At 62.1% G+C, this 24335-nt stretch carries 26 protein-coding genes; 24 read left to right on the top strand and 2 right to left on the bottom strand.

Annotated features, from left to right (window positions below; genetic code table 11):
- Window positions 1–33: 33 nt before the first annotated feature.
- From Q5923_RS03410 to rpsJ, 5 genes are all read left to right on the top strand, one after another.
- Window positions 34–360, top strand: coding sequence for a helix-turn-helix transcriptional regulator (locus Q5923_RS03410; RefSeq protein ID WP_009278405.1), 327 nt, complete (start codon window positions 34–36; stop codon window positions 358–360).
- Between the two features lie 416 nt (window positions 361–776).
- Entirely contained in the window at window positions 777–1151 is a 375-nt protein-coding gene (gene rpsL, locus Q5923_RS03405) for a 30S ribosomal protein S12 (protein WP_009278406.1), read from the top strand.
- 45 nt (window positions 1152–1196) lie between these two features.
- On the top strand, window positions 1197–1667 hold the full coding sequence (rpsG, locus tag Q5923_RS03400) for a 30S ribosomal protein S7 (protein ID WP_062531617.1): 471 nt from the start codon (window positions 1197–1199) through the stop codon (window positions 1665–1667).
- Window positions 1668–1691: 24 nt separating this feature from the next.
- Complete coding sequence (fusA, locus tag Q5923_RS03395; protein WP_303132159.1) at window positions 1692–3788, top strand: elongation factor G; 2097 nt, start codon at window positions 1692–1694, stop codon at window positions 3786–3788.
- A 60-nt stretch (window positions 3789–3848) separates the two neighbouring features.
- Window positions 3849–4157, top strand: coding sequence for a 30S ribosomal protein S10 (rpsJ, locus tag Q5923_RS03390; protein ID WP_009278409.1), 309 nt, complete (start codon window positions 3849–3851; stop codon window positions 4155–4157).
- Between the two features lie 412 nt (window positions 4158–4569).
- On the opposite strand, the gene Q5923_RS03385 is transcribed toward rpsJ, so the two are convergent.
- Window positions 4570–5646, bottom strand: coding sequence for a DUF559 domain-containing protein (locus Q5923_RS03385; protein ID WP_303132156.1), 1077 nt, complete (start codon window positions 5644–5646; stop codon window positions 4570–4572).
- Window positions 5647–6578: 932 nt separating this feature from the next.
- On the opposite strand from Q5923_RS03385, the gene Q5923_RS03380 reads away from it, so the two are divergent.
- The 19 genes from Q5923_RS03380 to rplX all read left to right on the top strand — a co-directional run bounded on the left by Q5923_RS03380 (window position 6579) and on the right by rplX (window position 22980).
- Window positions 6579–7040, top strand: coding sequence for a hypothetical protein (locus tag Q5923_RS03380; protein WP_303132154.1), 462 nt, complete (start codon window positions 6579–6581; stop codon window positions 7038–7040).
- Window positions 7033–7704: a signal peptidase I gene (lepB, locus tag Q5923_RS03375; protein WP_200781417.1), complete on the top strand. Its 672-nt coding sequence runs from the start codon at window positions 7033–7035 to the stop codon at window positions 7702–7704. The genes Q5923_RS03380 and lepB overlap by 8 nt, the downstream gene beginning before the upstream one ends.
- 210 nt (window positions 7705–7914) lie before the next feature.
- A complete protein-coding gene (locus tag Q5923_RS03370) occupies window positions 7915–9462 on the top strand; it encodes a SpaA isopeptide-forming pilin-related protein (protein ID WP_303132151.1) in 1548 nt (515 codons plus the stop codon).
- Window positions 9463–9566: 104 nt separating this feature from the next.
- Window positions 9567–10436 carry a class C sortase gene (locus Q5923_RS03365; protein ID WP_303132150.1) on the top strand — a complete coding sequence of 290 codons (870 nt, stop codon included), beginning with the start codon at window positions 9567–9569 and terminating at the stop codon, window positions 10434–10436.
- Window positions 10433–11437, top strand: coding sequence for a Cna B-type domain-containing protein (locus tag Q5923_RS03360; RefSeq protein WP_303132149.1), 1005 nt, complete (start codon window positions 10433–10435; stop codon window positions 11435–11437). Before Q5923_RS03365 ends, Q5923_RS03360 begins: the two co-directional genes overlap by 4 nt.
- Before the next feature lie 82 nt (window positions 11438–11519).
- Window positions 11520–12023: a hypothetical protein gene (locus Q5923_RS03355; RefSeq protein ID WP_303132147.1), complete on the top strand. Its 504-nt coding sequence runs from the start codon at window positions 11520–11522 to the stop codon at window positions 12021–12023.
- 61 nt (window positions 12024–12084) lie between these two features.
- A complete protein-coding gene (locus tag Q5923_RS03350; protein ID WP_303132145.1) occupies window positions 12085–16935 on the top strand; it encodes a Cna B-type domain-containing protein in 4851 nt (1616 codons plus the stop codon).
- 378 nt (window positions 16936–17313) lie between these two features.
- Window positions 17314–17934 (top strand): 50S ribosomal protein L3, encoded by a 621-nt coding sequence (gene rplC / locus Q5923_RS03345; RefSeq protein WP_303132144.1) that lies wholly within the window; start codon window positions 17314–17316, stop codon window positions 17932–17934.
- A gap of 43 nt (window positions 17935–17977) precedes the next feature.
- A complete protein-coding gene (gene rplD, locus Q5923_RS03340; RefSeq protein WP_303132142.1) occupies window positions 17978–18601 on the top strand; it encodes a 50S ribosomal protein L4 in 624 nt (207 codons plus the stop codon).
- Window positions 18601–18906 (top strand): 50S ribosomal protein L23, encoded by a 306-nt coding sequence (gene rplW, locus Q5923_RS03335; RefSeq protein ID WP_303132140.1) that lies wholly within the window; start codon window positions 18601–18603, stop codon window positions 18904–18906. Before rplD ends, rplW begins: the two co-directional genes overlap by 1 nt.
- A 132-nt stretch (window positions 18907–19038) precedes the next feature.
- Window positions 19039–19875, top strand: coding sequence for a 50S ribosomal protein L2 (rplB, locus tag Q5923_RS03330; protein ID WP_040656716.1), 837 nt, complete (start codon window positions 19039–19041; stop codon window positions 19873–19875).
- 30 nt (window positions 19876–19905) lie between these two features.
- Complete coding sequence (gene rpsS, locus Q5923_RS03325; protein ID WP_009278414.1) at window positions 19906–20163, top strand: 30S ribosomal protein S19; 258 nt, start codon at window positions 19906–19908, stop codon at window positions 20161–20163.
- 18 nt (window positions 20164–20181) lie between these two features.
- Window positions 20182–20544 carry a 50S ribosomal protein L22 gene (gene rplV / locus Q5923_RS03320; protein WP_303132138.1) on the top strand — a complete coding sequence of 121 codons (363 nt, stop codon included), beginning with the start codon at window positions 20182–20184 and terminating at the stop codon, window positions 20542–20544.
- Between the two features lie 7 nt (window positions 20545–20551).
- Window positions 20552–21265, top strand: a complete 714-nt coding sequence (gene rpsC / locus Q5923_RS03315; RefSeq protein ID WP_303132136.1) for a 30S ribosomal protein S3 — start codon at window positions 20552–20554, stop codon at window positions 21263–21265.
- Window positions 21265–21693: a 50S ribosomal protein L16 gene (gene rplP, locus Q5923_RS03310; RefSeq protein ID WP_062531628.1), complete on the top strand. Its 429-nt coding sequence runs from the start codon at window positions 21265–21267 to the stop codon at window positions 21691–21693. Before rpsC ends, rplP begins: the two co-directional genes overlap by 1 nt.
- Window positions 21694–21909 carry a 50S ribosomal protein L29 gene (rpmC, locus tag Q5923_RS03305; protein WP_009278418.1) on the top strand — a complete coding sequence of 72 codons (216 nt, stop codon included), beginning with the start codon at window positions 21694–21696 and terminating at the stop codon, window positions 21907–21909. It abuts the gene before it with no gap.
- A 19-nt stretch (window positions 21910–21928) separates the two neighbouring features.
- Window positions 21929–22195, top strand: coding sequence for a 30S ribosomal protein S17 (gene rpsQ / locus Q5923_RS03300; protein ID WP_062531629.1), 267 nt, complete (start codon window positions 21929–21931; stop codon window positions 22193–22195).
- Between the two features lie 84 nt (window positions 22196–22279).
- Window positions 22280–22648, top strand: a complete 369-nt coding sequence (rplN, locus tag Q5923_RS03295; protein ID WP_009278420.1) for a 50S ribosomal protein L14 — start codon at window positions 22280–22282, stop codon at window positions 22646–22648.
- A 14-nt stretch (window positions 22649–22662) separates the two neighbouring features.
- The gene (gene rplX, locus Q5923_RS03290) at window positions 22663–22980 is read left to right on the top strand and encodes a 50S ribosomal protein L24 (RefSeq protein ID WP_009278421.1); all 318 of its coding nucleotides are present in this window, start codon (window positions 22663–22665) and stop codon (window positions 22978–22980) included.
- Window positions 22981–23470: 490 nt separating this feature from the next.
- Here rplX and Q5923_RS03285 read toward each other — a convergent pair whose 3' ends face one another.
- Window positions 23471–24070 carry a class I SAM-dependent methyltransferase gene (locus Q5923_RS03285; protein WP_303132132.1) on the bottom strand — a complete coding sequence of 200 codons (600 nt, stop codon included), beginning with the start codon at window positions 24068–24070 and terminating at the stop codon, window positions 23471–23473.
- Window positions 24071–24335 lie beyond the last annotated feature (265 nt).

Genomic DNA, 24335 nt, shown 5'->3' with positions numbered 1-24335 from the left:
GGGGGAGGACGGGCGCCTGAAGAGGGGAGTCCCATGGAAGAGACGGCGTGCACGCTCGAGGAATGCCTTGCCAGCGACGACATCGTGTACCGTGCCACGCAGATCTTCGACGCGCTCAGCGACTCGACGCGCTTCCAGATCCTTGGCGTCCTGGTCATGGGCGAGAGGAGCGTGGGTGAGCTGACCGAGGCGTGCAATGTGACGCAATCCGCCATATCGCACCAGCTTAGGCTGCTTAGGGACCGAGGCCTGGTGAGCTCCAGGCGAGACGGCCAACGCGTCATCTACTCGTTGGCAGACGACCACGTGAGCGCCCTCATCGCCACGGGACTCAGGCACGCCGCGGAGGAGTCTGTGTAGGCCTCCGCGTAACCCGCCTCCGCCCCCGCCCACATGCGTTCTCTATGCCTTCTCCTGAATCGAGAGGTTCGTCAACTGGGGTTTTGTATCCTCGGTTTCATAGATTGGCATAGAGAACGACGGTCGCGCGTGGGGGGGCGGGTGGCATCAGCGGCGTGCGTGCCTGCGACGGGCGCCGCCCGCCTCGTTGCACACGGCTTCTCCGCCGGCGTCCCGGCCCGTCTCTCGCCTGTGTAATATGGGTGAATCAAGGATACGCCCGGACCCGTGGTATTTTGACATCTGCCCTTATTGGGCGTAATGTTTCCCGTCGCGACTGTCATGCGCATGACAATCCGGGACGACGGTGCTGCGCCGTCCTTGATACATAGGTGCTCGCGCACCGCCTACTCGCACGCTCTACGAAGGAGAAAGCTTTGCCTACCATCAACCAGCTCGTCCGCCAGGGCCGCGTGTCCCACAAGGCCAAGTCCAAGAACGCAGCCCTGCAGCACAACCCCCAGAAGCGCGGCGTCTGCACCCGCGTCTTCACCACCACGCCCAAGAAGCCCAACTCGGCGCTGCGCAAGGTCGCCCGCGTGCGCCTCGTCAACGGCATCGAGGTCACGGCCTACATCCCCGGCGAGGGCCACAACCTGCAGGAGCACTCCATCGTCCTCATCCGTGGCGGCCGCGTCCGCGACCTCCCCGGCGTGCGCTACAAGATCGTCCGCGGCGCCTATGACTGCGCTGCCGTTCAGGACCGCAAGAAGGCCCGCTCCCGCTATGGCGCGAAGCGCCCCAAGGAGTAAGACCCCAAATCCTGAATCAGCCTTTCCAGTTCTTAGGAGATACACATGCCGCGTCGTGCAGCAGCAGTTCGTCGTGAGGTCATCCCCGACGCCGTCTACAACAACCGTCTCGTGACCCAGCTCATCAACAAGGTCCTCCTCGATGGCAAGAAGGCCACCGCCGAGCGCATCGTCTACGGTGCCTTCGACATGGTCGCCGCCAAGACCGAGCAGGACGCCCTCTCCGTCTTCAAGAAGGCCATGGACAACGTGCGCCCGACCCTCGAGGTCAAGCCCAAGCGCGTCGGCGGCGCCACCTACCAGGTGCCCATGGAGGTCAACTCCCGTCGTGCCACCACCCTGGCCATCCGCTGGATCGTGAACTTCTCCCGCGCCCGCAAGGAGAAGACCATGGCCGAGCGCCTCGCCAACGAGATCATGGACGCCGCCAACGGCGTCGGCGCCTCCGTCAAGCGTCGCGAGGACCTCTTCAAGATGGCAGAGGCCAACCGCGCCTTCTCGCACTACCGTTTCTAATCGAAGGCTCGAGGAAGTAGCGAAATGGCGAAAGTTAAGTACAAGCTCGAAGACCTGCGCAACATCGGCATCATGGCCCACATCGACGCGGGCAAGACCACCACTACCGAGCGCATCCTCTACTACACCGGCAAGACCCACAAGATCGGCGAGGTCCACGACGGTGCGGCCACCATGGACTGGATGGTTCAGGAGCAGGAGCGCGGCGTGACCATCACCTCCGCCGCCACCACCTGCTTCTGGAAGGACCACGTCATCCAGATCATCGACACCCCGGGCCACGTCGACTTCACGGCCGAGGTCGAGCGCTGCCTGCGCGTCCTCGACGGTGCCGTCGCCGTCTTCGACGCCGTCGCAGGCGTCCAGCCCCAGTCCGAGACCGTGTGGCGCCAGGCCGCCAACTACGGCGTGCCCCGCATCGCCTTCATCAACAAGTACGACCGCGTTGGCGCCGACTTCTTCCACGCCATCGAGACCATGAAGGACCGCCTGGGCGCCGCCGCCGTGGCCGCCCAGATTCCCATGGGGGCCGAGTCCAACTTCTGGGGCCTCATCGACCTCGTCACCATGGAAGCCTGGGACTTCAAGGAGGACGCCAAGGGAATGATCTATCCCGAGGTCATGGACTCCATCCCCGACGAGTTCGCCGAGCTCGCGGCCGAGAAGCGCGAGGAGCTCCTCGACGCCGCCGCCAACTTCGACGACGCGCTCATGGAGGCCATCCTCATGGAGGAGGAGATCTCCGTCGACCAGCTCAAGGGCGCCATCCGCAAGGGCGTCCTCGCCGGCGAGATGAACCCCGTCTTCGTGGGCTCCGCCTACAAGAACAAGGGCATCCAGGAGCTCCTCGACGCCGTCGTGGACTACCTGCCCAGCCCCCTCGACGTCACCGAGATCGACGGCAAGAACCTGAAGGGCGAGGACGAGGTCCGTCACGCGGACCCCAAGGAGCCCTTCTCCGCCCTCGCCTTCAAGATCATGACCGACCCCTTCGTCGGCAAGCTCACCTACATTCGCGTGTACTCCGGCCAGGCCGAGTCCGGTAGCTACGTCTACAACTCGGTCAAGGACAACCGCGAGCGCCTGGGCCGCATCCTCGAGATGAACGCCAACGACCGCGTCGACCGCGAGGAGTGCTCCGCCGGAGACATCGTTGCCTGCGTCGGCCTGAAGAACACCTCCACCGGCGACACCCTCTGCGACGAGAAGCACGCCATCGTGCTCGAGTCCATCGAGTTCGCCGCGCCCGTCATCGACGTCGCGGTCGAGCCCAAGTCCAAGGCCGAGCAGGACAAGATGTCCGTGGGCCTGGCCAAGCTCGCCGAGGAGGACCCGACCTTCCAGGTGCACACCGACCACGAGACCGGCCAGACCATCATCGCCGGCATGGGCGAGCTGCACCTCGAGATCATCGTCGACCGCCTGCGCCGCGAGTTCCACGTCGAGTGCAACGTGGGCAAGCCCCAGGTCGCCTACCGCGAGACCGCCGGCAAGGCCGTGCAGCACGTGCAGGGCAAGTTCGTCCGCCAGTCCGGCGGCCGCGGCCAGTACGGCGACGCTATCATCGACCTGGAGCCCATGGAGGCCGGCTTCGGCTACGAGTTCGTCGACGCCACCGTCGGCGGCTCCATCCCCAAGGAGTACATCCCCTCTGTGGACAAGGGCATCCAGGAGGCTCTGGAGACCGGCGTCATCGCCGGCTACCCCGTCCAGGACGTGAAGGTCACCCTGGTCGACGGCTCCTACCACGAGGTCGACTCCTCCGAGGCCGCCTTCAAGATCGCCGGCTCCATGGCGATTAAGAACGCCCTCGCCAAGTCCGACCCCGTGCTCCTCGAGCCCGTCGAGTCCGTCGTGGTCGAGACGCCCGAGCAGTACATGGGCGACGTCATGGGCAACCTGAGCGGTCGCCGCGGCAAGATCGAGGGCATGGAGGACCGTGCCAACACCAAGCTCATCAGGGCCAAGGTGCCCCTGGGCGAGATGTTCGGCTACGCCACCGACCTGCGCTCCCAGACCCAGGGCCGCGCTTCCTACACCATGCAGTTCGACTCCTACGAGCCCGTTCCCAAGAACGTCCGCGAGGAGATCGTCAGCAAGAACGGCGGAAGCGCCTCGTAAGCAAAGTAGCCAATGGCAGCGCGAGCAACTCGCAGCCGCTATTCGATGGAGGTATTTGAAGTGTCAAGCCAGAAGATCAGGATTCGCCTCAAGGGCTACGATCACGAGGTAGTGGACCAGTCCGCCAAGCTCATCGTGGACACCGCCCAGAAGACCGGCGCCCGCGTGTCCGGCCCCATCCCCCTGCCCACCGAGCGCAACCTTTACACGGTCATCCGCTCGCCCCACAAGGACAAGGACTCCCGTGAGGAGTTCGAGATGCGCACCCACAAGCGCCTCATCGACATCCTCGACCCCAGCTCCTCGACCGTCGACTCGCTCATGCGCCTCGACCTTCCCGCTGGCGTGGACATCGAGATCAAGCTCTAGGGCTTAGCTCGGTCGCAAGATGACTTGCAAGGGGGCTCGGCTTCGGCCGGGTCCCTTCTTGCGTCTCTCGCCCGTCGCGTGGCCGCGGTGACGTTATCGCGTGGCCGCAGCTACTCGGGGGGCGAGGTGCCCGCCACCTTCTGGGTGCGTTCTTTTCTCGCTTGGAACACCTCTTCGTCGCCGCAGCCCCCCTGGTAAGGAACGTTTTTCGACTCTCTGGCAGCCTGGATGTTCTTTTCTCGTAGTTCAGTCTTACGCTGCGGCAAAACGAGCGCCGTAAAGAACAGCCGATTTCCCATCCTCGCCCATGGATGTTCTTTACAACGCACGACGGCGATGAAGGGCGAGGGCTATGGCAGTTGAGAACAGCCCTCAACCAAGCCCGGTGCGAACCATCGCCACCGACTTCGGCTTATAGGCGCATCTTGCCTGCGCCCAGCAGCCTCCTTCTCAGCTCGTCATGCCGCACAAGCCAGCTCGTGCTGGTGTTCAGGTCAGCCTTCCCGCACATCCGGCGAACCTGTGCCATCGTGCCCATGAACGTCGACACATTCAGAAGCTGCTGGTTGTCCACCTGCAAGACCCTCAGCCCCATGCTCGTAAGCATGTTGAGCCTCCTTCGGTCCTCGGATAGAGTGTCCTCGTGATATCGGCCCTGATACTCGATTCCCACCTTTGCTGCAGGCCAGTAGAGGTCGATGTCTGCATATTGCCTGTCACTACGGTCGAGTAGGGCTGCATCGCGTGAGCTTGGCGTGACGCGCGCGTTCATTACCGCCCCACCCACGCCGAAGCCACCTAGACGTTTGGGTAGCGTTGCCAGAAAGAGCATCTCGACCTCCCGGGGAGATGCTGCGTTTTCTCCGCAGAGGGCCAGCGCCTTCGTCGCCCGTGGCCTCCCATGGTGAGATTCGCAGCAATCGAGAAGCTTCCGGAGCCTCGTGACGCAGGTCATGGGTTGCCGCGAGCCAATCGTTCCCTCATAGGCGGAGGAGAGGCCGGTGGCGGCGGGAGAAATCTGGGCCTCCCTCGACGTGAGCGCCTTGGCATCGAGCGCGTATTTAGCGCAGAGCACGCAAGCCAGCCGAATGAGGCTCACGTCGTCCAAAGCATTCGCCATTTGTAAAAACGCAAGCTCCGGTGTGCAGACGAACAGTCCGTCTCCAATCTGCACGAGGAATCCAGCGGGGAGAGGTCCGTGCCAGCGATGTGGATAGAACGCAGACGACGGGTGGTTGCTTGTCGTCTGCGAGACAAGAATCTGTCGCGTGACCCCCGACTCTCCTCCGCTGCATGACGTCTCGCCCAACAGGAACGCGGGGCAGGGTGTGACACCATGCCTTTCCAGTCCAAGCCGCCGAAGCTCGGAACGGGCCGAAGAGGTGCCGTCGAGCGAGGGGCGAGCGAGCCGAGGCGCGCGGTCGAGCCCGCTGTCGCGGTAACGGTACCAATACCATATGGCATCTTCGTGACTGCAGACGTAGCGCACCCCCGCCCCTCCCCTTCGCTGGACCTGTCGTACCAGTTATTGTCCCCGGAGCGCGACGAGCGAATGATATAAATAAAAAGTGAGCTGGCACCAGACTTGCGGCAGTCTGATATGTGCGAAAATTAGCAGGTAGTGATGGTCATACAAAGATCTCGGCTGTTCTTTACGCTGTATTAGTTGCATTATCCGCCCATTCAGGGTCAGTAAAGAACAAATACTCGTCCGGTACGTCAATAGGCGTTCTCTACTGGAGTGTTTTGGTGACTCGCAGTGGATATCGCGGCGTAAAGAACGACGGATGCGCGAAAAAGCCCCTGGATGTTCCGAAGTCGTATGGGTTCGGGAAATGACGCAGATGGGGTAGAGTAAAGAACGCCGCACGACTGTTGGCAGTGGGGTGCCGGCTGGATGCGGGTGTCACCCGGACGCAGCGGATGTCCTTTGGGGTGTCACCCGGACGCGGCGGATGATCCCATGGGGGCTGGCGCGTTCTTTATCGGGTGAGAATGACGCCAAATACCCAGCAGTAGGCGAGAAAAGAACAAGATTGCTGTGCCCCACGCTTGCACGCCTCCCAAGGCACCCGTCTACGACTCCTATGGGTACGTCCGAGACGGTGGTGGGCAAGAAACAATTGCGTGCGATGGGGTCGTCGCGAAAGCTGGGAGCGGTTCATCTGTCGATTAATAGGTACCACTCACGGAATTGACGCGTATAATTCCACAAGACAGCAGCCGAATATGGCAAAAAACTGTTATCGGTTATCCGAGAGTAACTGAAGGTGAGCTTCCAACGCCATCAATCGGCATGTCATTCGGCATGGCGCCAAGCGTACTTTAATCGCACGTGGTAGCACCGCCAAACCATTCGGAAGGGGCTTCGAGATGGGGCCTGCTCACGGGGTGGTTTCGAACGTTCGGAGCAACGAAGGCATGAGTGACAAGAGCCCATCGGTTACTCGCCCCACGAGTGGGCCAGCGCATGGTCGTAGGGCCATTTTGCGGCGCAGCATCCTGAGAGGAATTTTTGGTGGGGCACCGAAGGGCGAGCATGAACTTGATGGCTCCAACGACCTGCAGGAGTTGGATTTGAGAAGGCTTGACCGCCTTCAGCTGCTTCAGTTGCTCAAGGGCGCCATGGAAGAAAACGAACGCTTGCGCTGCCAGCTTGCCGAATCAGAGCAAAGGCTTAGGGAGTATGACATCGTCGTGGCAGACTCGGAATCCCTTGCGGAGGCATCGTTGAGGTTGGCGGGCGTTTTTCAGGATGCGCAGCATGCAATAGATATATACAAACGGAATATCGGCATGCCTGTTCATCCAGGAGGGGCGGTCAAAACGGGAGGCGGTGTCGTGGAGGCAAGTGATGCCGGGGGGAGGCGGAGCGATGGATGAGCATGTGGCAGGCGGTAGCGGCGCAGGCATGCGTCCCACACGTCCCCCCCGTCACGGGCGGGCCATGCACCTGCATGTCGCTTCCTCTGACAAGAAGCTTCCGACCATAGCTCAGGTTCAGCACGAGTACGAGCGCGTGCAACGTCAGCGTGGAAGGGGCAGGGTAGCAAAGAATACGGTTGCGGCCCTTGCTACGGTATTTGCGGTGTCAGTCTTGGGGTCGCTGCTTGCGTTTCCGCTGTTCAGAATCTTTGGTGACTCGATGACACCCACGCTCTCGGAAGGCGATGTTGTCCTTGCGGTCAAGGGTGGCGACCTGCACGTCGGGGACCTCATGGCATTTAGCTACAACAACAAGGTTCTCGTAAAACGAGTTATTGCCAGAGAGGGGGATTGGGTGAACATCGACCAAGATGGCATCGTGAGCGTCAATGGCCAGGAGCTGGATGAGGGCTACCTTCGACCCGGTACCAAGAGCCTGGGCCAATGCGACATCCCGCTTCCCTATCAGGTGCCCGAGGGCAAGTACTTCGTCATGGGAGACCATCGAAGCATGTCGGTGGATTCGCGCACGTCACAGGTGGGCTGCATATCCTCAGACCAAGTGGCGGGCAAGCTCGTTCTTCGCGTGTGGCCTCCTGCGTCGTTTGGCACCATGGAATGACTTAGGTCCTGCAAAGCGATTCGGGCAACTATCTTTGCACAATTACGGTATGGTATCGGTATCATATTCAAGGAAGTCTGAAGGAAAGAGTGGCGTTGAGCGAAGCAAAGGGTCAGGATCCTTAGGACGACTACCCGATTCAGCAACCCCATGGTTGCACGTACAAGGTAGGCAAGTGCAGGGAAGCGGCACGAGAGAAGGAAGGTTCACATGAGCAGTCTGAGCAAAAAGTTTGCAGGGGGGGGCATCCTCGTAGCCCTTGCCGCCCTCGTCATGGTGATGGCCCTGGTGCCCGCCAAGGCGTTCGCGGATACGACAACTCCGCACACCATCACGGTGAGCGAGCCCTCTGGTCAGGTCGACACGCACTCCTATGAGGCCTACCAGGTGTTTACGGGCACGTACGATAGTGGTAGCAAGCAGCTCCAGAACATCACGTGGGGCTCCGGCGTCAACGGCGACGCACTGCTGGCCGCCCTTAAGAACGACGCTACCATCGGCTCCAAGTTCACGAGCGCGACCGATGCCGTGACCGCTGCGGCGGCCATGAGCGGCATAACCGACAAGTCCGCCGACGCCGAGGCGCTGGCCAAGGTCATCGCGGCTAACCTGTCCACGACGAAGGTCGCCTCCAACAACGGCGAGATTGCCGTGACCGGCGACGGTTACTACTTCATCAAGGACGTCACTGAGTCGCTGACCAACGACACGTACTCCAAGTACATGCTGCAGGTTGTGGGCGATACCGCGGTGACCGCTAAGGACACCACTACGACCTCCAAGAAGGAAGTCAAGGATACGAACGACACCACCGGTGTCACCAGCGATTGGCAGAACACGGCCGACTACGACATCGGCGATGCCGTGCCGTTCAAGCTGACCGGCACCGTGGCCTCCGACTACGCCAGCTACACGAAGCCTTACTACTTCGCGTTCCATGATACGTACAACAAGAGCCAGCTCGGTGACCCCAAGGACGTCGTCGTGAAGATCGACGGCAACACTGTCGATTCCAGCAAGTACTCCGTTAACGTTACCTCCACCGGGTTCGACGTTGTCTTTACCGACCTCAAGCAGACCGACGCTCATGCCGGTTCCGCGGTGACGGTCGAGTACACCTCCGAGCTGCTCACCGGTGCCAACATCGGCTCCGCGGGCAACGTCAACTCCAGCAACATCGAGTTCTCCAACGACTCCAACAACGAGCAGCACCATGGCAAGACCCCCGAGGACACCGTCATCGTGTTCACCTACAAGGTCGTCGTTAACAAGGTCGACGATTCCACCCCCGGCAAGCCGCTCGCCGGCGCTGAGTTCACCCTGACGAAGACGATGAAGGACGGCTCCTCTAAGACCATCGCCGTCACCACCGCCGAGAGCGGGACGCAGTTCAACTTCACTGGCCTCGACGACGGCGAGTACACGCTGACCGAGACCAAGACCCCGACCGGCTACAACACCATCGCTCCGATTAAGTTCACTGTCACTTCCGTCAAGGATGACTCTGGCAAGAAGCTGACCAGCATCAACGGTCAGGCGACTACGGGCGAGATTGACCTGGGCACCAGCGGCCAGAAGGCAAATGTCGACACGACTGCCGGCACCATCACCACCACGGTCATCAACAAGTCTGGCTCCACCCTGCCCTCCACGGGCGGCATGGGCACCACCGTGCTCTATGTAGTCGGCGGCCTGCTGGTTGTCGCCGCTGGCGCAGGCCTGGCCATCCGCCGTCGCACCAACGGCTTCGAGGCGTAGGACCTTTAGCTTCTCTCGCTCGCGGAGTGGGGCCAGTCCGGCCTCACTCCGCGAGGCGGGGTGCATTGCGGAACAGGGAAAGAAGATGCAGTGAGCGAGACGATGTGTCGGGACTGAGGAAGAGACTTCCAGAGGCGCTTCTGGTCATGGCGCTTATGGTCGGCATCGGCTTGCTGCTCTACCCCAGCGTCAGTGACTGGTGGAACGACATGCATCAGACGCAGGCGATTGCGACATACGAGGAGGCCGTCAAGGACAACTCGCCAGAGCGGAACAAGGAGCTGTGGGATGCTGCCGTCGCATACAACGAAGCCCTCTCTCATGGAGAGGGACGCTTCAACCTAAGCGACGAGGAGCGTGAGGAGTACGGGAGCATCCTAGATGTCACCGGTACGGGAATCATGGGCTATATCAAGATTCCCAGGATAGGGGTGAACCTGCCCATCTATCACGGTATCGATGACACCATCCTGCAAGTTGCCATAGGACACATTCCGGGCTCCTCGCTTCCTGTTGGTGGGGAGGGCACGCACACCGTGATCTCTGGCCACCGCGGACTTCCGTCGGCGCGTTTGTTTACAGATATAGACCAACTCGAGGAGGGTGACCTGTTCACGTTGCACGTGGTGGATCAGACGTTGACCTACCAGGTGGACCAGATCAGGACTGTCCTACCCGACCAGCTGGAAGACCTTGCAATTGACGACGGACAGGACTACTGCACGCTCGTTACATGCACTCCCTATGGGGTCAATACCCACCGGCTGCTCGTACGTGGGCATAGGGTGCCCAATGAGTCGGTCACGGACGTCACCGCTGACGCAGAGCGCATTGGCCCGCTGCTCGTCGCCACGGTATTTTCGGTAGCGGTGCTCGGGGTGGTCTTGGTCGTGGGCCTCGTACGGAACCGGTCGCTTGCGCGGGGTACTCGGAGCGCGGGGCGGGCAGATAGGAAAGGAAGGGCAGAAAGTTGAAGGACGACATCATGCGCAGGCACGAGGTGCGTGGGCTTCGTGCGCTTGCCCTTCTATTTTTGGCCTGTGTTGTGGGGCTCTTGCTGCCTGCGCGGACATATGCGGCTGGGGTGGTCGATACCGATGCGTCATGCACCATCACGCTGAGCGATTGCAAGGCGGAAGGACAGAGGTTCACGGCGTATCGCGTGGCGTCCATGGGTGCCGACGGCAAGCTTTCTGCGGTTCCCGCATTGGCAGGGGCAGTCTCTGCATCAGGTTATGACCCCGCAGACCTCACGGACGAGACAAGCGCAGCAACTCTGGAGGCCATTGCCCAGACATATAGCGGCTATGTTGTCGCTGGCGCATCTGGCTTCGAGAGCACAAGTGCGGTGGCGGCGTCCGGCAGTGCCAGCTTGACCGGCCTGAAGCCGGGCATGTATCTCATCACTGCTGACACCACGACAGTTGACGGAACGACGTATATCTCGAAACCGTACCTGATAAGCGTTCCGGCAATGAAAGCGGATGGCACTTATGCATACGCGCGCACCGTCAGAGCTGACAAGGTGGACAAGGTGTCAGTTGAGCACTTCGAGAATAAGGTAATAAAGCTGTGGAAGGGAGACTCCCGCGGAACGCGTCCGTCATCAGTCACTGTCCAAATCTTCGATGGAACACGTCTCTATAACACCGTGGAGCTCAATTCCAGCAACGACTGGTCCTACGCCTGGGAGGGCAAGGGCGATTGGTCCGTTCGCGAGGTCACCGATACGCTTGGCGGGTACACCTGCTCCATCAGCTCCTCGGCAACGGTATCACGCAGTGATGATGGGCCCGTCAGAACGTCGACCTTCATGGTCACTAACAGCCACACGCCAACCACGCCCAAGGGTCCGGGCAGGCTTCCCAAGACGGGAGACCCGCTCAACCTCCCCTTGGTCGGGGGGATTCTGCTCGTTGGCCTGACCTGCATCGTTGTGGGTGTGTACAAGAGGCGTGATGGGGATGGTTCCTAATATGGCGCCTGTTCGGAGGGCTGGTGGCCGCCACATTCCCTGGACGCGCGTTGGGGTCACTTTGCTGGCCCTGGCAGGAGCCGTGCTAGCCGCGTCGTTCATGGCAAGGCAGGCCGGGGCACGGAAGAGCGCAGAACTATGCTCTGGCATCCTGAGTGAGCTTGAAAAGCCAGGTGGGGGTGACGCATCCGGGACAGTCACGGGAAAGGATCAGGACCACGAGCTGCCCGCCCGGGAGTTGCTGGGAATGGATGTCATCGGGCGACTGTCTGCGAGGGCTGTAGGGCTTGACGTGCCAGTGGGTGCGGTGGGAAGCGACGCGAGTCTCGTGCCATGCCAGGTCGGCAGTCGTGATGGAGAGCTGGTCGTTTGCGGGTCCTCCTATCAAGGTGGCATTGGGCGAATAGGTGGTCTCGGCGATGGTGATGCGGTTACCTTTACCGGGGTAGATGGTCTTGTTAGGACGTACGAGGTGGCAAGCTCGGGCACGACGAAGTCTGACTTTGACGACGACTTCGACTTGCTCGTGTACTACGAGGGTGCGTTTGGCGAGAGGCATTGGGTGGGCTGCTCCGAGACCTCTTAGCGAGGGAGAAGTCTCGGAGAAATCCACGCGGTGGAGCCAGTTGGATGGGTTGGAGCTGACTATGAGCACGCTACTAGACAACGTGACGACCATGCTAAGGGACAATCGTGGGCGTCGTGCATGGCGCTGGGTCGTCGGGGTGATGGCGTCCGTTGTCGTTGCCGTTTCCTGCTTCATGCTCATGAACCCCGCGATGGCTCTGACGGGTGGCACGACCCTTTCGTCCGCCATCACAAAGGACTCCGCGCTCTTCTTCAGGGATCACGGCGAGGGCGAGGATGCATGGGTCAAGACGGACGGGTCGGATGCGCTGGACGGGAACTCCGACCTCAGGCTGCGCCTTGCTTTCGAGTTGCCGGAGGGCGCCCTCAAGGATGGTGCCGCGCTCCAGTACAAGCTGCCTGACAACGTGTCGCTTGATACGAGTTCTGCGGCATATGACAAGATTCCCGTCTATGCAGCGGATACCGTCTCGAAGGGGGACGAGACGGATGCGGTTGTCATCGGCTCTGCAAACGTGAAAGACGGCGTTCTGACGATAGAGTTCGACGCCGCGAGTGTCACCAAGAACGTCGGAAGGGACGCGACCGATGCGGAGGCTGCTGTTACCGCAGCGAGGCTGGGTGCCTTCGTGGACCTCGACTTTGGCTTCAGCGCGCTCAGGACAGATGCGGACGGACTTGCGCACGTGCGGCTCAACGACGTCGTCTCTCTTGACGTCAAGAAGGCATCTGTCCCCACCGCGCAGCTCGACCAGGTGGTAGGGGCGGGGGCTGCAAGTGACGTCGCGCCCTCAGTTGCAGACAACGGGATTGGTGGCGACTCCGATTCCGCGACATCGGCGCCCAGCCGCGTGACCAAGGCACCCCGCCGAGACTCCGGCAACGGTCTCGGCACGGACCTCACCCCGTACATCACGGGGGACACGAGGGTCGAGAAGCTCGTGAACGGCACCTGGACGCCCGCCACCCAGTTCAGTGACGGTGACAGCGTGAGGGTGGCGCTGAGCTACAACATCCCGGCCGGCGTGGTGACCGAGACGAACCGAACGATCAGCTACCAGCTGCCCAATGGGCTGAAGCCCGACTCCGTCCAGAACGGCCGCGTCACCTCTGGCGGCAAGGAGGTCGGCGACTACGCCATCGACACCGACGGCAAGGTAACCATCATGTACGACCAGGCCTTCGCTCAGGGCGGTGGCGCCGTCCAGGGCACCCTCAACTTCCACGGGATGGTCTCAAATACGAGCGGCGGGTCGTCCGGCACCATCAACTTTGGTGGCGCGAGCACTCCCATCACCGTCGTCACGCCCGTGCAGGACTCCCACGACATCACCACCAAGAAGACGGGCTCCTTCGCCAATAACGACCGCACCAAGGCGAGTTACACGGTCACCGTCACCACCAACAAGGGCACAGGTGAGCCCGTCTCCGTCACGGACAAGTGGGACAAGTACAACAGCACGTCAGGCGTCACCTACTCCTACGACCAGAGCTCGCTCAAGGTCGTGAAGGTCGACGCGAACGGTGGGGAGACCACGCTGGTCCAGGGCTCCTGGAACCCATACAACTACAACGTGACGTGGACGGGTGGGAGTGACCCACAGTTCACGGTCTCCAACCTGCCGGCACTGGGCGCCGGCGAGAAGTACGTCATCACCTATGCGACCGACATCGGCGGTGCCACGAGCGAGGCGGGAAAGGTCGCCAACTCCGCGGGCTCCACGAGCGGCCCACACAACTCTTGGGACTGGCACAGCATTGAGTGGACCAAGGACATCAGAAAATACGCCACCACGTACGACAAGAATACTGGCAAGGTACTGTGGCGCATCAAGGTGAACCCCAACCACAAGGACATTTCGGGATGGCGTGTTGTCGACAGCCTTCCGTATCCTATGACGGGCGGATTTAAGGTTTGGAGCGAGGAAAGCGACTACACGGCCGAGGGCGGAGGGGCCGGAGGCACATACATCGACTTCACCTTCCCGTCCAACCTGACCGACGCGCAGAAGACGGCAAGCTACTACATCGGCTTCTGGGCGGACGTGCCGTCCACTGACGGCGAGACAAGCAACACGGCGTACCTGTACCCGCCCGACGGCAAGAACCAGAGCGACACGGGCATCGTGGACATCCAGCACCGCACCTGGGACGTGAGCAAGTCCTTTGGGGGCGAGACTGAGAAGGACGGCGGCCTCTACCGCAACACGTGGAGCACCAACGTGACGGTTCCCGAGGGGAGCCTCTCGACGTTCGAGTACGTGGACACCATCGAGAACGCCCAGGACGGCGATGGCAGCGACCTGGGGCCTGACAGCCACTACGCCCTTGCCGCCGACCTGGAGGCGAGTCTGGTGGACCATCTCTCCCTGAACGTGGACGGCTACAACTCCTACCTGTACAAGGGCGCCGGCCAGAAGACCTACTGGAACTCCTACTACGAGAGCGAGCGCGAATACACCGACAAGCTGAAGATATCCGTCACCTACTACGACGCGAATGGTAGTGAGGTCCCCGCCACCGATACCACGACGCATGTCAAGCGCTTCAAGGTGACGGTCACGCCTGCTGTCGGTCAGAGCATCGAGGCCCAAAACCTCAAGATTGACAACTATGTCACCTATACCGACGCGTCGGGTGCGGCGGAGGGTTCGACTTGGGCCATCAAGAACAAGGGCGAGTGCCAGGGCAAGGTCTCCGAGGCCACGCACGAGCACAAGACGCCGAAGAAGTTCGACAAACAGGTCTACACGGGGCACAAGACGGCGAGCGGGACCGACGCGTACGCCAGCGGGGATGCGAACGTGGACTATGACGACGTGAACGGCATCCTCACCTACCGGCTCCTGCTCAACACCACCAAGGCGGATGAGGGGAATATCGTCATCAACGATGACCTGCCGTCCGGCCAGACGCTCGACGAGAGTTCCATTAAGGCGGTCTTCAGGGATAGTGCCGACGGTGGTGGCGAATACTCGGATAACGGCGGATGGGGTGACCAGAAGAGCGACCTCAACGGCAACCAGAAGCTTTCATACACGACGTCGACAAACGCCGATGGCACCACCCACCTCCAGATAAAGATTCCCAACTACAAGTACTTCAACTCCAGGACGCTGATAGCGGTGACCTACAAGGTCTCCATCGCCGGCGACCCGACATGGGCTGACCCCAAGAACGCCAGCAAGACCTACACCAACTCGGCAGACTGGAATGGGCACTACTCCACGACCAACACCAAGGTCACGCACGATGTGAAGAACATCAGCAAGACGGGCGAGCAGCTGGACAAGGACGGCAATCCCGTCAAGACCGATGCTGCCGGCAACCCAACGGTCGCACCTTCGGGCACCATCAGGTACTACGTTGACATCAATCCCAAGGCGGATGACCTTGACCCCAGCTCTGACACGCTGGAGCTCACCGACCAGCTGAGCAACGCCGGAAGCTACAACCCCGTGCTGGACATCTCGAAGGTCAAGCTCTATGCGTACGACAGCTCGGCAGAGCACCATCTGGGGGCAGAGATTGACAGCAGCCGCTATACCCTGCAGTACGACGTTGCCACCAGCAAGATAACGGTGTCTGTCCCCGACAGCCTCGCCTGCGTGCTCACGTATGAGTACACCCTCGATCAGACCTTTGGCGGCAACACGAAGATCGACAACAAAGCGTCGCTCAACGGCAAGTGGTCGGCCGAGCAGAATACGGTGCTGAAAGAGTCCAGCTCCTCTGCCACGGCCGTGAAGAAGGCAATAAGCATCTACAAGGTCGACAGCGACAACTATAAGAAGGTTCTACCAGGCACTGAGTTCAAGCTGGAGTACTGGCAGAATGGGGGCTGGGTAACCAAGGACGAAACCCTGACAGTCGATCAGGATGGCAAGATCAGGTGGGACCTCGCGGTTGCGCAGCCGCCACTCACGACCAACACGCTCTATCGCCTTTCGGAGACAAAGGCGCTGCCCGGTTACAAGCTCGACACCACGCCCCACTACTTCATCTGGATGGACAACGGCAATAACGCCAACTCCTCGTACAATGCTTCCGGCGCGGCCAGTGCTAACGTGCAGCAGAGTCAGGTGACGATCTTCAGGAACGTTGGCGGCATCATGTACATCCCCAACACCTACACACGTGTCACTGCCAAAAAGGTGTGGGCAAACGTGAGTGGTGCACCGGTAAGCGCGCCGGAGGGTGCGAGCGTGCAGGTCCAGCTCTATCGGCAGATACAGACTGCAGATCCTAGCGACAGCTGCACGATCAACATCGTAAGTAAGGGCAACGAGACGAATCCGGGCTATAAGCCGGAGACGCACCTCCAGGAGACCGTCAAGAAGGGCACTTCTGTCACGCTTGGTATGGGGAATGTCTGGAATGGCATGACCCTTGACGTGTACGTCAACGGTGCGCTCGCAAGGTCCGTGACCGTTGATTCAAACGGCCGCATCGATCCGCCCATTGTGATTGATAACATCACGAGTGACACTGAGGTGGTGGTCCAGAATACGCATGACGAGAACAATCCCGTGGCGAAGATAGCCGATTACACGAAGCCCAACAACACCCTCACCAACAAAGAGGCGGTAGGAAGTCCTATTACGCTCAACACCAACAACCAATGGACTCACGACTGGGATGGCCTCGATTCAAACGACTCCGCAGGTCATCCCTACTACTACACCATTGAGGAGGTTGGTGCACCCAACGGCTACACTGTCTCGTACTCCAATAACGGTGGCATCAAGACTGGCACCATCACGGTGACGAACTCCTCGTCTGGCTTCGTGCTTCCCAAGACTGGTGGGGTGGGGACGACGGCGGTGAGGCTCATCGGTGCGTCCGTGGCAGCTCTTGCGCTCATCGGGCTTGTCCTTGTTGGCACCCGTCGGAAGCTGGCTGCTAAATAGTTGCGCTTTCCTTCGAAGACTTTGCGCGCGGCTCCGTTGGACGCCCTTGGCCAACGGAGCCGCGGCCCGAAAGATGGCCGTCATCTCTCACCCGCAGTTCCAAGGTTCGCCCTGTCATGGATACGCCCGAGGCAGTGGTAGACAAAGCGCCAGCTAGAAGCTCCAAAAACTTCTGCGAAGAGATTGTGAAAGGCGCTCCGGGCATGTAAACTTATCAAGCTGCCGATTTTGTGGGGGAGTTCTGTCCATAGCGCACAGGACAAAACCGCAGCTGAGGTGGCAGACGACAGCTGTGGTCCGCTGGGGAAGTGGCGCCGGATGCGCCATGAGGGGGCTTGCCCCCACAGGTCCCATGACCACCGAGGGTAAGGAAAGAGCATGGTCAGCACGATTCTTGGCCGCAAGATCGGGATGACTCAGGTGTGGGATGAAGACGACAACGTCGTCCCCGTCACCGTCATCCTGGCAGGCCCCTGCACCGTCTCGCAGGTGAAGACGAAGGCGACCGACGGCTACGATGCCGTCCAGATCGGCTTCGGAGACATCACGCCCAAGCACGTCAACAAGCCCATGGCCGGCCACTTCAAGGCCCATGGCGTGGAGCCCATGCGCTACCTGCGCGAGGTCCGCGTCGAGAACGGCGAGGAGCACAGCTGCGGCGACCTGGTCACCGTCGCTGACTTCGCCGACGTCAAGGCGGTCGACGTCATCGGCACCTCCAAGGGCAAGGGCTTCCAGGGCACCATCAAGCGCTGGAACTTCTCTCGTGGCCCCATGGCCCACGGCTCGCGCAACCAGCGCAAGCCCGGCTCCATCGGCCAGTGCGCCTACCCCGCGCGCGTCCGCAAGGGGCTGCACATGGCCGGCCACATGGGCAACGAGCGCGTGACCGTCAAGAACCTCAAGCTCGTCCGCGTCGACGCCGAGCAGAACCTCCTGCTGGTCAAGGGCGCCATCCCGGGCGGCAAGAACGGTCTCGTCCAGGTCCGCATGGCCTAAAGGGCCGAACGCAGAAAAGCCCTAAGGCTAACAAGGAGGACAAATGTCCAGCATTGAAGTCAAGAACGTTGAGGGGAAGGCGGCCGGCACGGTCGAGCTCTCCGACAACGTGTTCGGCATCGAGCCGAACATCCCCGTGATGCACCAGGTCGTGGTGGCCTACGAGGCGTCCCTGCGCCAGGGCACCCACTCCACCAAGAACCGCTCCGCCGTCTCCGGCGGTGGCGTCAAGCCCTTCCGCCAGAAGGGCACCGGCCGCGCCCGTCAGGGCACCATCCGCGCCCCGCAGTTCACCGGCGGCGGCGTCGTCTTCGGGCCCAACCCCCACTCCCACGCCCTGCGTGCGAACAACAAGGAGAAGAAGCTTGCCATGCGCTCCGCGCTCTCCAGCAAGCTCGCCGACTCCGAGCTGTTCGTGATCGACGAGCTCTCCCTTGAGCCCAAGACCAAGCAGGCCAAGGCCGTCCTCGTCGCCCTGGGCCTCGAGGGCAAGCGCGTCACCATCGTCGTTCCCGACGATGACGTCAACACCTACCTGGCCTTCCGCAACCTGCCCAAGGTCACCATCATCGCCTCCTGCGAGGCCAACACCCGCAACCTGCTCGACAACGCGGCCCTCGTGATGTCCACTGCGGTTGCCAAGCAGCTCGAGGAGGTGCTCGCGTAATGAACTCTGCCTACGAGGTCATCATCCGCCCGGTCGTCTCCGAGCGTTCCTTCGACCTGATGTCGAACAACAAGTACACCTTCGAGGTCGCCCGCAAAGCTCCCAAGGAGGAGATCAGGGCCGCCGTCGAGAAGCTCTTCGGCGTTCACGTCCTCAAGGTGAACACGCTTTGGGTCCGTCCCAAGAACAAGCGCGTCCGCTATGTCACCGGCAAGACCCGCACCTGGAAGAAGGCGGTCGTCACCATCGCCGATGGTGAGCAGATCGAGATCTTCTCCAACCAGCAGGCCGCTGCCGAGGAGTAGGTAATCCGCCCGCGCCTCCCCAGGGAGGCCGGGCTGTCATGCCGCGCAGAATGGATACGCGCGGTACCGTGGTAATCCGGTGTCGCCCCCTTATTCCCGAGAGGGTCGGCCAACGGAAAGAAAGGGAAAGCAATGGCAGTCAAGCACCTCAAGCCCACGAGCGCAGGCAGGCGCTGGCAGACGATCTCTGACTTCAAGGAGATCACCGCCACCAAGCCCGAGAAGTCCCTTCTCGAGCCCCTGCCCAAGAAGGCAGGCCGCAACAACAACGGCCGCATCACCACCCGTCACCAGGGCGGCGGCAACAAGCGCCTATACCGCAGGATTGACTTCAAGCGTCGCATGGACGACGTGCCGGCCAAGGTCGCCACGATCGAGTACGACCCCAACCGCTCCTCTCGCATCGCCCTGCTCCACTACGTGAACGGCGCCAAGGCCTACATCCTGGCTCCCGAGGGCCTTCACGTGGGCGACGTGGTCCTCTCCGGCGAGAAGGACGTCGACATCAAGCCCGGCAACTGCATGCCCCTCTCGCAGATTCCCGTCGGCACCCTGGTCCACGCCGTCGAGTTCCAGCCCGGCAAGGGCGCCGCGATGGCCCGCGCCGCCGGCACCTCCGTGCAGCTGATGGGCAAGGACAACGGCTACGCCGTCCTCCGCATGCCCTCCTCCGAGCTCCGTCGCGTGCTCCTCACCTGCCGCGCCACCATCGGCGAGGTCGGCAACGCCGAGCACGGCAACATCGTCATCGGCAAGGCCGGCCGCCAGCGCTGGCGTGGCGTCCGTCCCACCGTCCGCGGCACGGTCATGAACCCCGTCGACCACCCGCACGGCGGCGGCGAGGGCAAGAACCACACCTCCGGACGTCCCTCCGTCACCCCCTGGGGCAAGCCGACCAAGGGCAAGAAGACGCGCGACCCGAAGAAGGCGTCGAACCGCCTCATCATCCGTCGTCGTCGCTCGAAGTAGTCGGAACACGAGTATTAGGAGATCCCAAGAATGAGCAGAAGTCTCAAGAAGGGCCCGTTTGTGGAGACTCGCCTCCTTGCGCGTGTCACCGCTATGAACGAGGCTGGCAAGAAGGAGGTCGTGAAGACCTGGTCGCGCTCCTCCACCATCTTCCCCGAGATGGTCGGGCACACGATCGCCGTCCACGACGGCCGCAAGCACGTCCCCGTGTACATCACCGAGTCCATGGTTGGTCACAAGCTGGGCGAGTTCTCGCCCACCCGCACCTTCCGCGGCCACAAGGCTTAACAGGGGGCATGAAGAACAATGGCTAAGAACAACGCTGCAAACGAGGTCTCGGCTACTGCGAAGTACGTCCGCATGGCCCCTCGCAAGGTCCGCATGATCGTCGACCAGGTGCGCGGCAAGTCCGTGGAGAAGGCCCTCGAGACCCTCCAGTTCAGCACCCGCGCCGCCGCCGAGCCGGTCGCCAAGGTCCTGCGCTCCGCCGTCGCCAACGCCGAGAACAACAACGGCATGCGCGCCGACGGCCTCGTGGTCAAGTACGCCTACGTCGACGAGGGCCCCACGCTCAAGCGCATCCGTCCTCGCGCCAAGGGCTCCGCATCCCGCATCAACAAGCGCACGAGCCACATCACCGTCGTCGTCGCACCTGGAAAGGAGGCGTAGGGAAAGCATGGGACAGAAGGTTCAGCCTACCGGCTTCCGCCTCGGCATCACCGAGGAGTGGCGTTCCCGTTGGTACGCCGATAAGAAGGACTACGCCAAGAGCCTTGGCAACGACCTCGAGATTCGCAAGTTCCTCGAGAAGCGTCTTGCCTCTGCCGCCCTCGCCCGCGTCGACATCGAGCGCGCCGGCGACAAGGTGAAGGTCATCATCTACTCCGCCCGCCCCGGCATCGTCATCGGCAAGAAGGGCGCCGAGATCGACGCCCTCCGCGGCGAGCTCGAGAAGATCGCCGGCGTGACCAAGGGCAACATCAACGTCGACGTCATCGAGATCAAGCGTCCCGAGCTCGACGCCCAGCTGGTCGCCCAGTCCATTGCCGAGCAGCTCGAGGGCCGCATCGCCTTCCGCCGCGCCATGCGCAAGGCGGTCCAGTCCGCCCGCAAGGCCGGCGCCAAGGGCATCCGCATCCAGTGCTCCGGTCGCCTGAACGGCGCCGAGATGGGCCGCCGCGAGTGGTACCGCGAGGGCCGCGTGCCCCTGCACACCCTGCGCGCCAAGATCGCCTTCGGCGAGTCGACCGCCCGCACCACCATGGGCGCCTGTGGCGTCAAGGTCTGGATTTACCTCGGCGAGCAGCTCCCCGGCCAGCCTGCGCTCAACCCCGCGCTCGAGGGCAGCAGCCGTCCTCGCCGTTCGCGTAACGAGAGGAGGGGCCGCTAATGCTCGCACCCAAGCGCGTTCTGCACCGCAAGGTCCAGCGTGGCTCCATGAAGGGGCAGGCCAAGGGCAACACCAAGCTCTACTTTGGCGAGTGGGGCCTGCAGGCCCTCGAGGCCCACTGGATCACCAACCGACAGATCGAGGCCGCTCGTATCGCCATGACGCGCCAGATGAAGCGTGGCGGCAAGGTCTGGATCACCATCTTCCCCGACAAGCCCATCACCAAGAAGCCCGCCGAGACCCGCATGGGCTCCGGCAAGGGCAACCCCGAGGAGTGGGTGGCCGTCGTCAAGCCCGGCCGCATCATGTTCGAGATCGCCGGCGTCGAGGAGTCCGTCGCCAAGGAGGCCCTGCGCCTCGCCCAGCACAAGCTCCCCATCAAGACCAAGATCATCGCCCGCGCCGACCAGGACGGGGAGGCCAAGTAAATGAAGTACAAGGACATCCGTGAGCTCAGTGACGAGGAGCTTGCCCAGAAGCTCGAGGACGGCAGGGCCGAGCTCTTCAACCTCCGCTTCCAGATGGCGACCAGCCAGCTGGACAACACCGCTCGCGTCACCACGGTCAAGCGCGACATCGCCCGCGTCCAGACCGAGATCCGCGCACGCCAGATCGCAGCGGAAAACGCCGCTGCGCAGAACTAGATCGCAGGAGAAACAGGAAATGGCAGATACCGAAAGCAGGAACGCGCGCAAGGTCCGCACCGGTGAGGTCATCTCGATCTCCGGCGACAAGACCGTCACCGTTCAGGTCACGTACCGCAAGCACCACCCCAAGTACGGCAAGATGATGACGATCCACAAGAAGCTCCACGCCCACGACGAGAAGAACGAGTGTGGCCTGGGCGACACCGTCACTGTCATGGAGACCCGTCCCATGTCCAAGACCAAGCGCTGGCGCGTGACCCAGATCGTCGAGCGCGCCAAGTAACGACCTATACAACCCATTCCCAGCCATGTGCGGCGCACGCGAGGCCGCACCTCTGGCAGGGGTGAGCGTTCGGAGGAACAAGCAATGATTCAGATGGAGACCATGCTCAACGTCGCTGACAACAGCGGCGCCAAGCGTGTGAAGTGCATCAAGGTACTTGGTGGCTCCAAGCGTCGTTACGCCGGCCTTGCAGACGTCATCATGTGCGCCGTCCAGGAGGCCACCCCTGGCGGATCCGTCAAGAAGGGTGACGTCGTCCGCTGCGTCGTCGTGCGCACGGTCAAGGAGACCCGCCGCAAGGACGGCAGCTACATCAAGTTCGACCAGAACGCCTGCGTCCTGGTCAACAAGGACGGCGAGCCCAAGGGCACCCGTATCTTCGGGCCCGTCGCACGCGAGCTGCGCGACCACAAGTACATGAAGATCGTCTCGCTCGCGCCTGAGACGCTGTAGGGAGTGAGTGGCAGATGGCAAAGATGAAGATCAAGAAGGGCGACCAGGTCGAGGTCCTGTCCGGCAAGGACAAGGGCAAGCGCGGCGAGGTCATCAAGGCCATGCCCGCCGAGGGCAAGGTCGTCGTCCGTGGCGTCGCCATGGTCAAGAAGGCCCAGCGTCCGACCCAGCAGGGCCAGCAGGGCGGCATCGTGGAGAGGGAGGCGGCCATCGACGTCTCCAACGTCGCGATCGTCGACCCCCAGACCGACAAGCCCACCCGCGTCGGCTATCGCTTCAACGAGGACGGCAAGAAGGTCCGCTTCGCCAAGAAGTCTGGTGTCGAGCTCTAGGGAGCGAGTCACCGCCAGTGCGAACGTCGGGTCCCCCATCCGCCAGGGTGGGGGACTTTTTGAAGTCATTCTCGTCCGGAGGCGCTCGTTTGCTTGTGTTTTCCCGCCGGCTGATGCCGAGAAGTACAAGCAAATTCGGGTCACGGGGCGTTTTTGCTTCGAACCGTCGATTTGCTTGCATTTCTGACTTAGAGAAGTGCAAGCAATTTGATGCGTCAGAGCCGTCCTCGTCCAAAATGGGCAATTTCCTTGTGTTCAGGAAGCCGAGAAGTACAAGCAAACTGAGGCAGCGGCGCCATTCTCGCCCGGAAGCTCCGTTTGTCGGTGGTTTGGAAGACGAGAAGTGCCGACAATCGTTGAAGTTCGGTCCGACTTCACCCCGAGGTGGCTGATCGTCGGTGGTTCCACGGGAGAAAAGTACCGACAAGCGAGAGGCCGCGCAGCGGGCTTGCAGGGCTCCTGGTGGCGGGGTCCCGGTGCCCGTCCTCCCCTAGGCTTGGGGTGGGGGCACAATCACGTCGTAGCGGACGGCCTTGCCAACGACGCTGTGGCTGGGCTTCCTTCCTGCAAGGAAAGGGCCCTTGGGCGGCCGCTTGATGACGACCTTTCTGGGACGCGCCGCCAAGGCCGCCGCAAGCAGCTCGTCCTCGTCCGAAGCCGGCGCCTCGATCCGATGGATGAGCTGGAACTTCTTCTTCACCAGGGCGCTCTTCTGCCGGGCGGGGAACATGGGGTCCAGGAAGACCACGTCTGGACGAGCGCCACCCTCGTTGAGGACCCGTAGCGCGACCATGCTGTCGTCCTCATGCAGGTGCATGCGCGCCACGAGGTGCGCGAGCTCGCCCTGCGACTCCGCGCGGAGCAGCGCGTCCCGTAGTAGCTCGCAGATCACCGGGTCACGCTCGTAGAGGTCGACCTCGAACCCGGCTGCAGCCAGGAGGAGAGAGTCCTCTCCCAGGCCGGCGGTGGCGTCGACGGCGCACGGGCGCTCGACGCCCTTGACCCGCGCCGCCTTGACCAGCAGCTCCCGCGCCAGGGCGTGAGGCCTGAGGCGCGGGATGAGCCGGGCGAAGTCTCCTCGCATCCTCATGTCCTCCCCGCAGAGCCAGAGGCCTGACTCGTCCATGAGCAGGCTGGGACCAGAATCCCCATCCTCTGGTGTGCCAGCCAGTAGCTCGGACCCCAGGCGAGAGGCGACCTCCTCTGCGGCCGTGCGACAGGACTCGGACGCAAAGTGGACGAGAGGCGCGGACGACGACGGCTTGGCCGGCGATGATGCCGCTTGCATGGGCATGGCGGGAGTGGGCAACGGGCCGGAGAGGGCGCGTGCTCCGCCTGCCGGTCGCTGTCCGCCT

Source organism: uncultured Olsenella sp. (genome assembly GCF_959602185.1).
GTDB lineage: Bacteria > Actinomycetota > Coriobacteriia > Coriobacteriales > Atopobiaceae > Olsenella_I > Olsenella_I phocaeensis.
This window is presented reverse-complemented; position numbering and strand designations above follow the sequence as displayed.

Coding starts and splice junctions, on each gene's coding strand:
- Q5923_RS03410 (WP_009278405.1), top strand. CDS start 34: ATGGAAGAGACGGCGTGCACGCTCGAGGAATGCCTTGCCAGCGACGAC.
- rpsG (WP_062531617.1), top strand. CDS start 1,197: ATGCCGCGTCGTGCAGCAGCAGTTCGTCGTGAGGTCATCCCCGACGCC.
- fusA (WP_303132159.1), top strand. CDS start 1,692: ATGGCGAAAGTTAAGTACAAGCTCGAAGACCTGCGCAACATCGGCATC.
- Q5923_RS03380 (WP_303132154.1), top strand. CDS start 6,579: ATGAGTGACAAGAGCCCATCGGTTACTCGCCCCACGAGTGGGCCAGCG.
- lepB (WP_200781417.1), top strand. CDS start 7,033: ATGGATGAGCATGTGGCAGGCGGTAGCGGCGCAGGCATGCGTCCCACA.
- Q5923_RS03370 (WP_303132151.1), top strand. CDS start 7,915: ATGAGCAGTCTGAGCAAAAAGTTTGCAGGGGGGGGCATCCTCGTAGCC.
- Q5923_RS03350 (WP_303132145.1), top strand. CDS start 12,085: ATGAGCACGCTACTAGACAACGTGACGACCATGCTAAGGGACAATCGT.
- rplC (WP_303132144.1), top strand. CDS start 17,314: ATGGTCAGCACGATTCTTGGCCGCAAGATCGGGATGACTCAGGTGTGG.
- rplD (WP_303132142.1), top strand. CDS start 17,978: ATGTCCAGCATTGAAGTCAAGAACGTTGAGGGGAAGGCGGCCGGCACG.
- rplW (WP_303132140.1), top strand. CDS start 18,601: ATGAACTCTGCCTACGAGGTCATCATCCGCCCGGTCGTCTCCGAGCGT.
- rplB (WP_040656716.1), top strand. CDS start 19,039: ATGGCAGTCAAGCACCTCAAGCCCACGAGCGCAGGCAGGCGCTGGCAG.
- rpsS (WP_009278414.1), top strand. CDS start 19,906: ATGAGCAGAAGTCTCAAGAAGGGCCCGTTTGTGGAGACTCGCCTCCTT.
- rplV (WP_303132138.1), top strand. CDS start 20,182: ATGGCTAAGAACAACGCTGCAAACGAGGTCTCGGCTACTGCGAAGTAC.
- rpsC (WP_303132136.1), top strand. CDS start 20,552: ATGGGACAGAAGGTTCAGCCTACCGGCTTCCGCCTCGGCATCACCGAG.
- rplP (WP_062531628.1), top strand. CDS start 21,265: ATGCTCGCACCCAAGCGCGTTCTGCACCGCAAGGTCCAGCGTGGCTCC.
- rpmC (WP_009278418.1), top strand. CDS start 21,694: ATGAAGTACAAGGACATCCGTGAGCTCAGTGACGAGGAGCTTGCCCAG.
- rpsQ (WP_062531629.1), top strand. CDS start 21,929: ATGGCAGATACCGAAAGCAGGAACGCGCGCAAGGTCCGCACCGGTGAG.
- rplN (WP_009278420.1), top strand. CDS start 22,280: ATGATTCAGATGGAGACCATGCTCAACGTCGCTGACAACAGCGGCGCC.
- rplX (WP_009278421.1), top strand. CDS start 22,663: ATGGCAAAGATGAAGATCAAGAAGGGCGACCAGGTCGAGGTCCTGTCC.
- Q5923_RS03285 (WP_303132132.1), bottom strand. CDS start 24,070: ATGAGGATGCGAGGAGACTTCGCCCGGCTCATCCCGCGCCTCAGGCCT.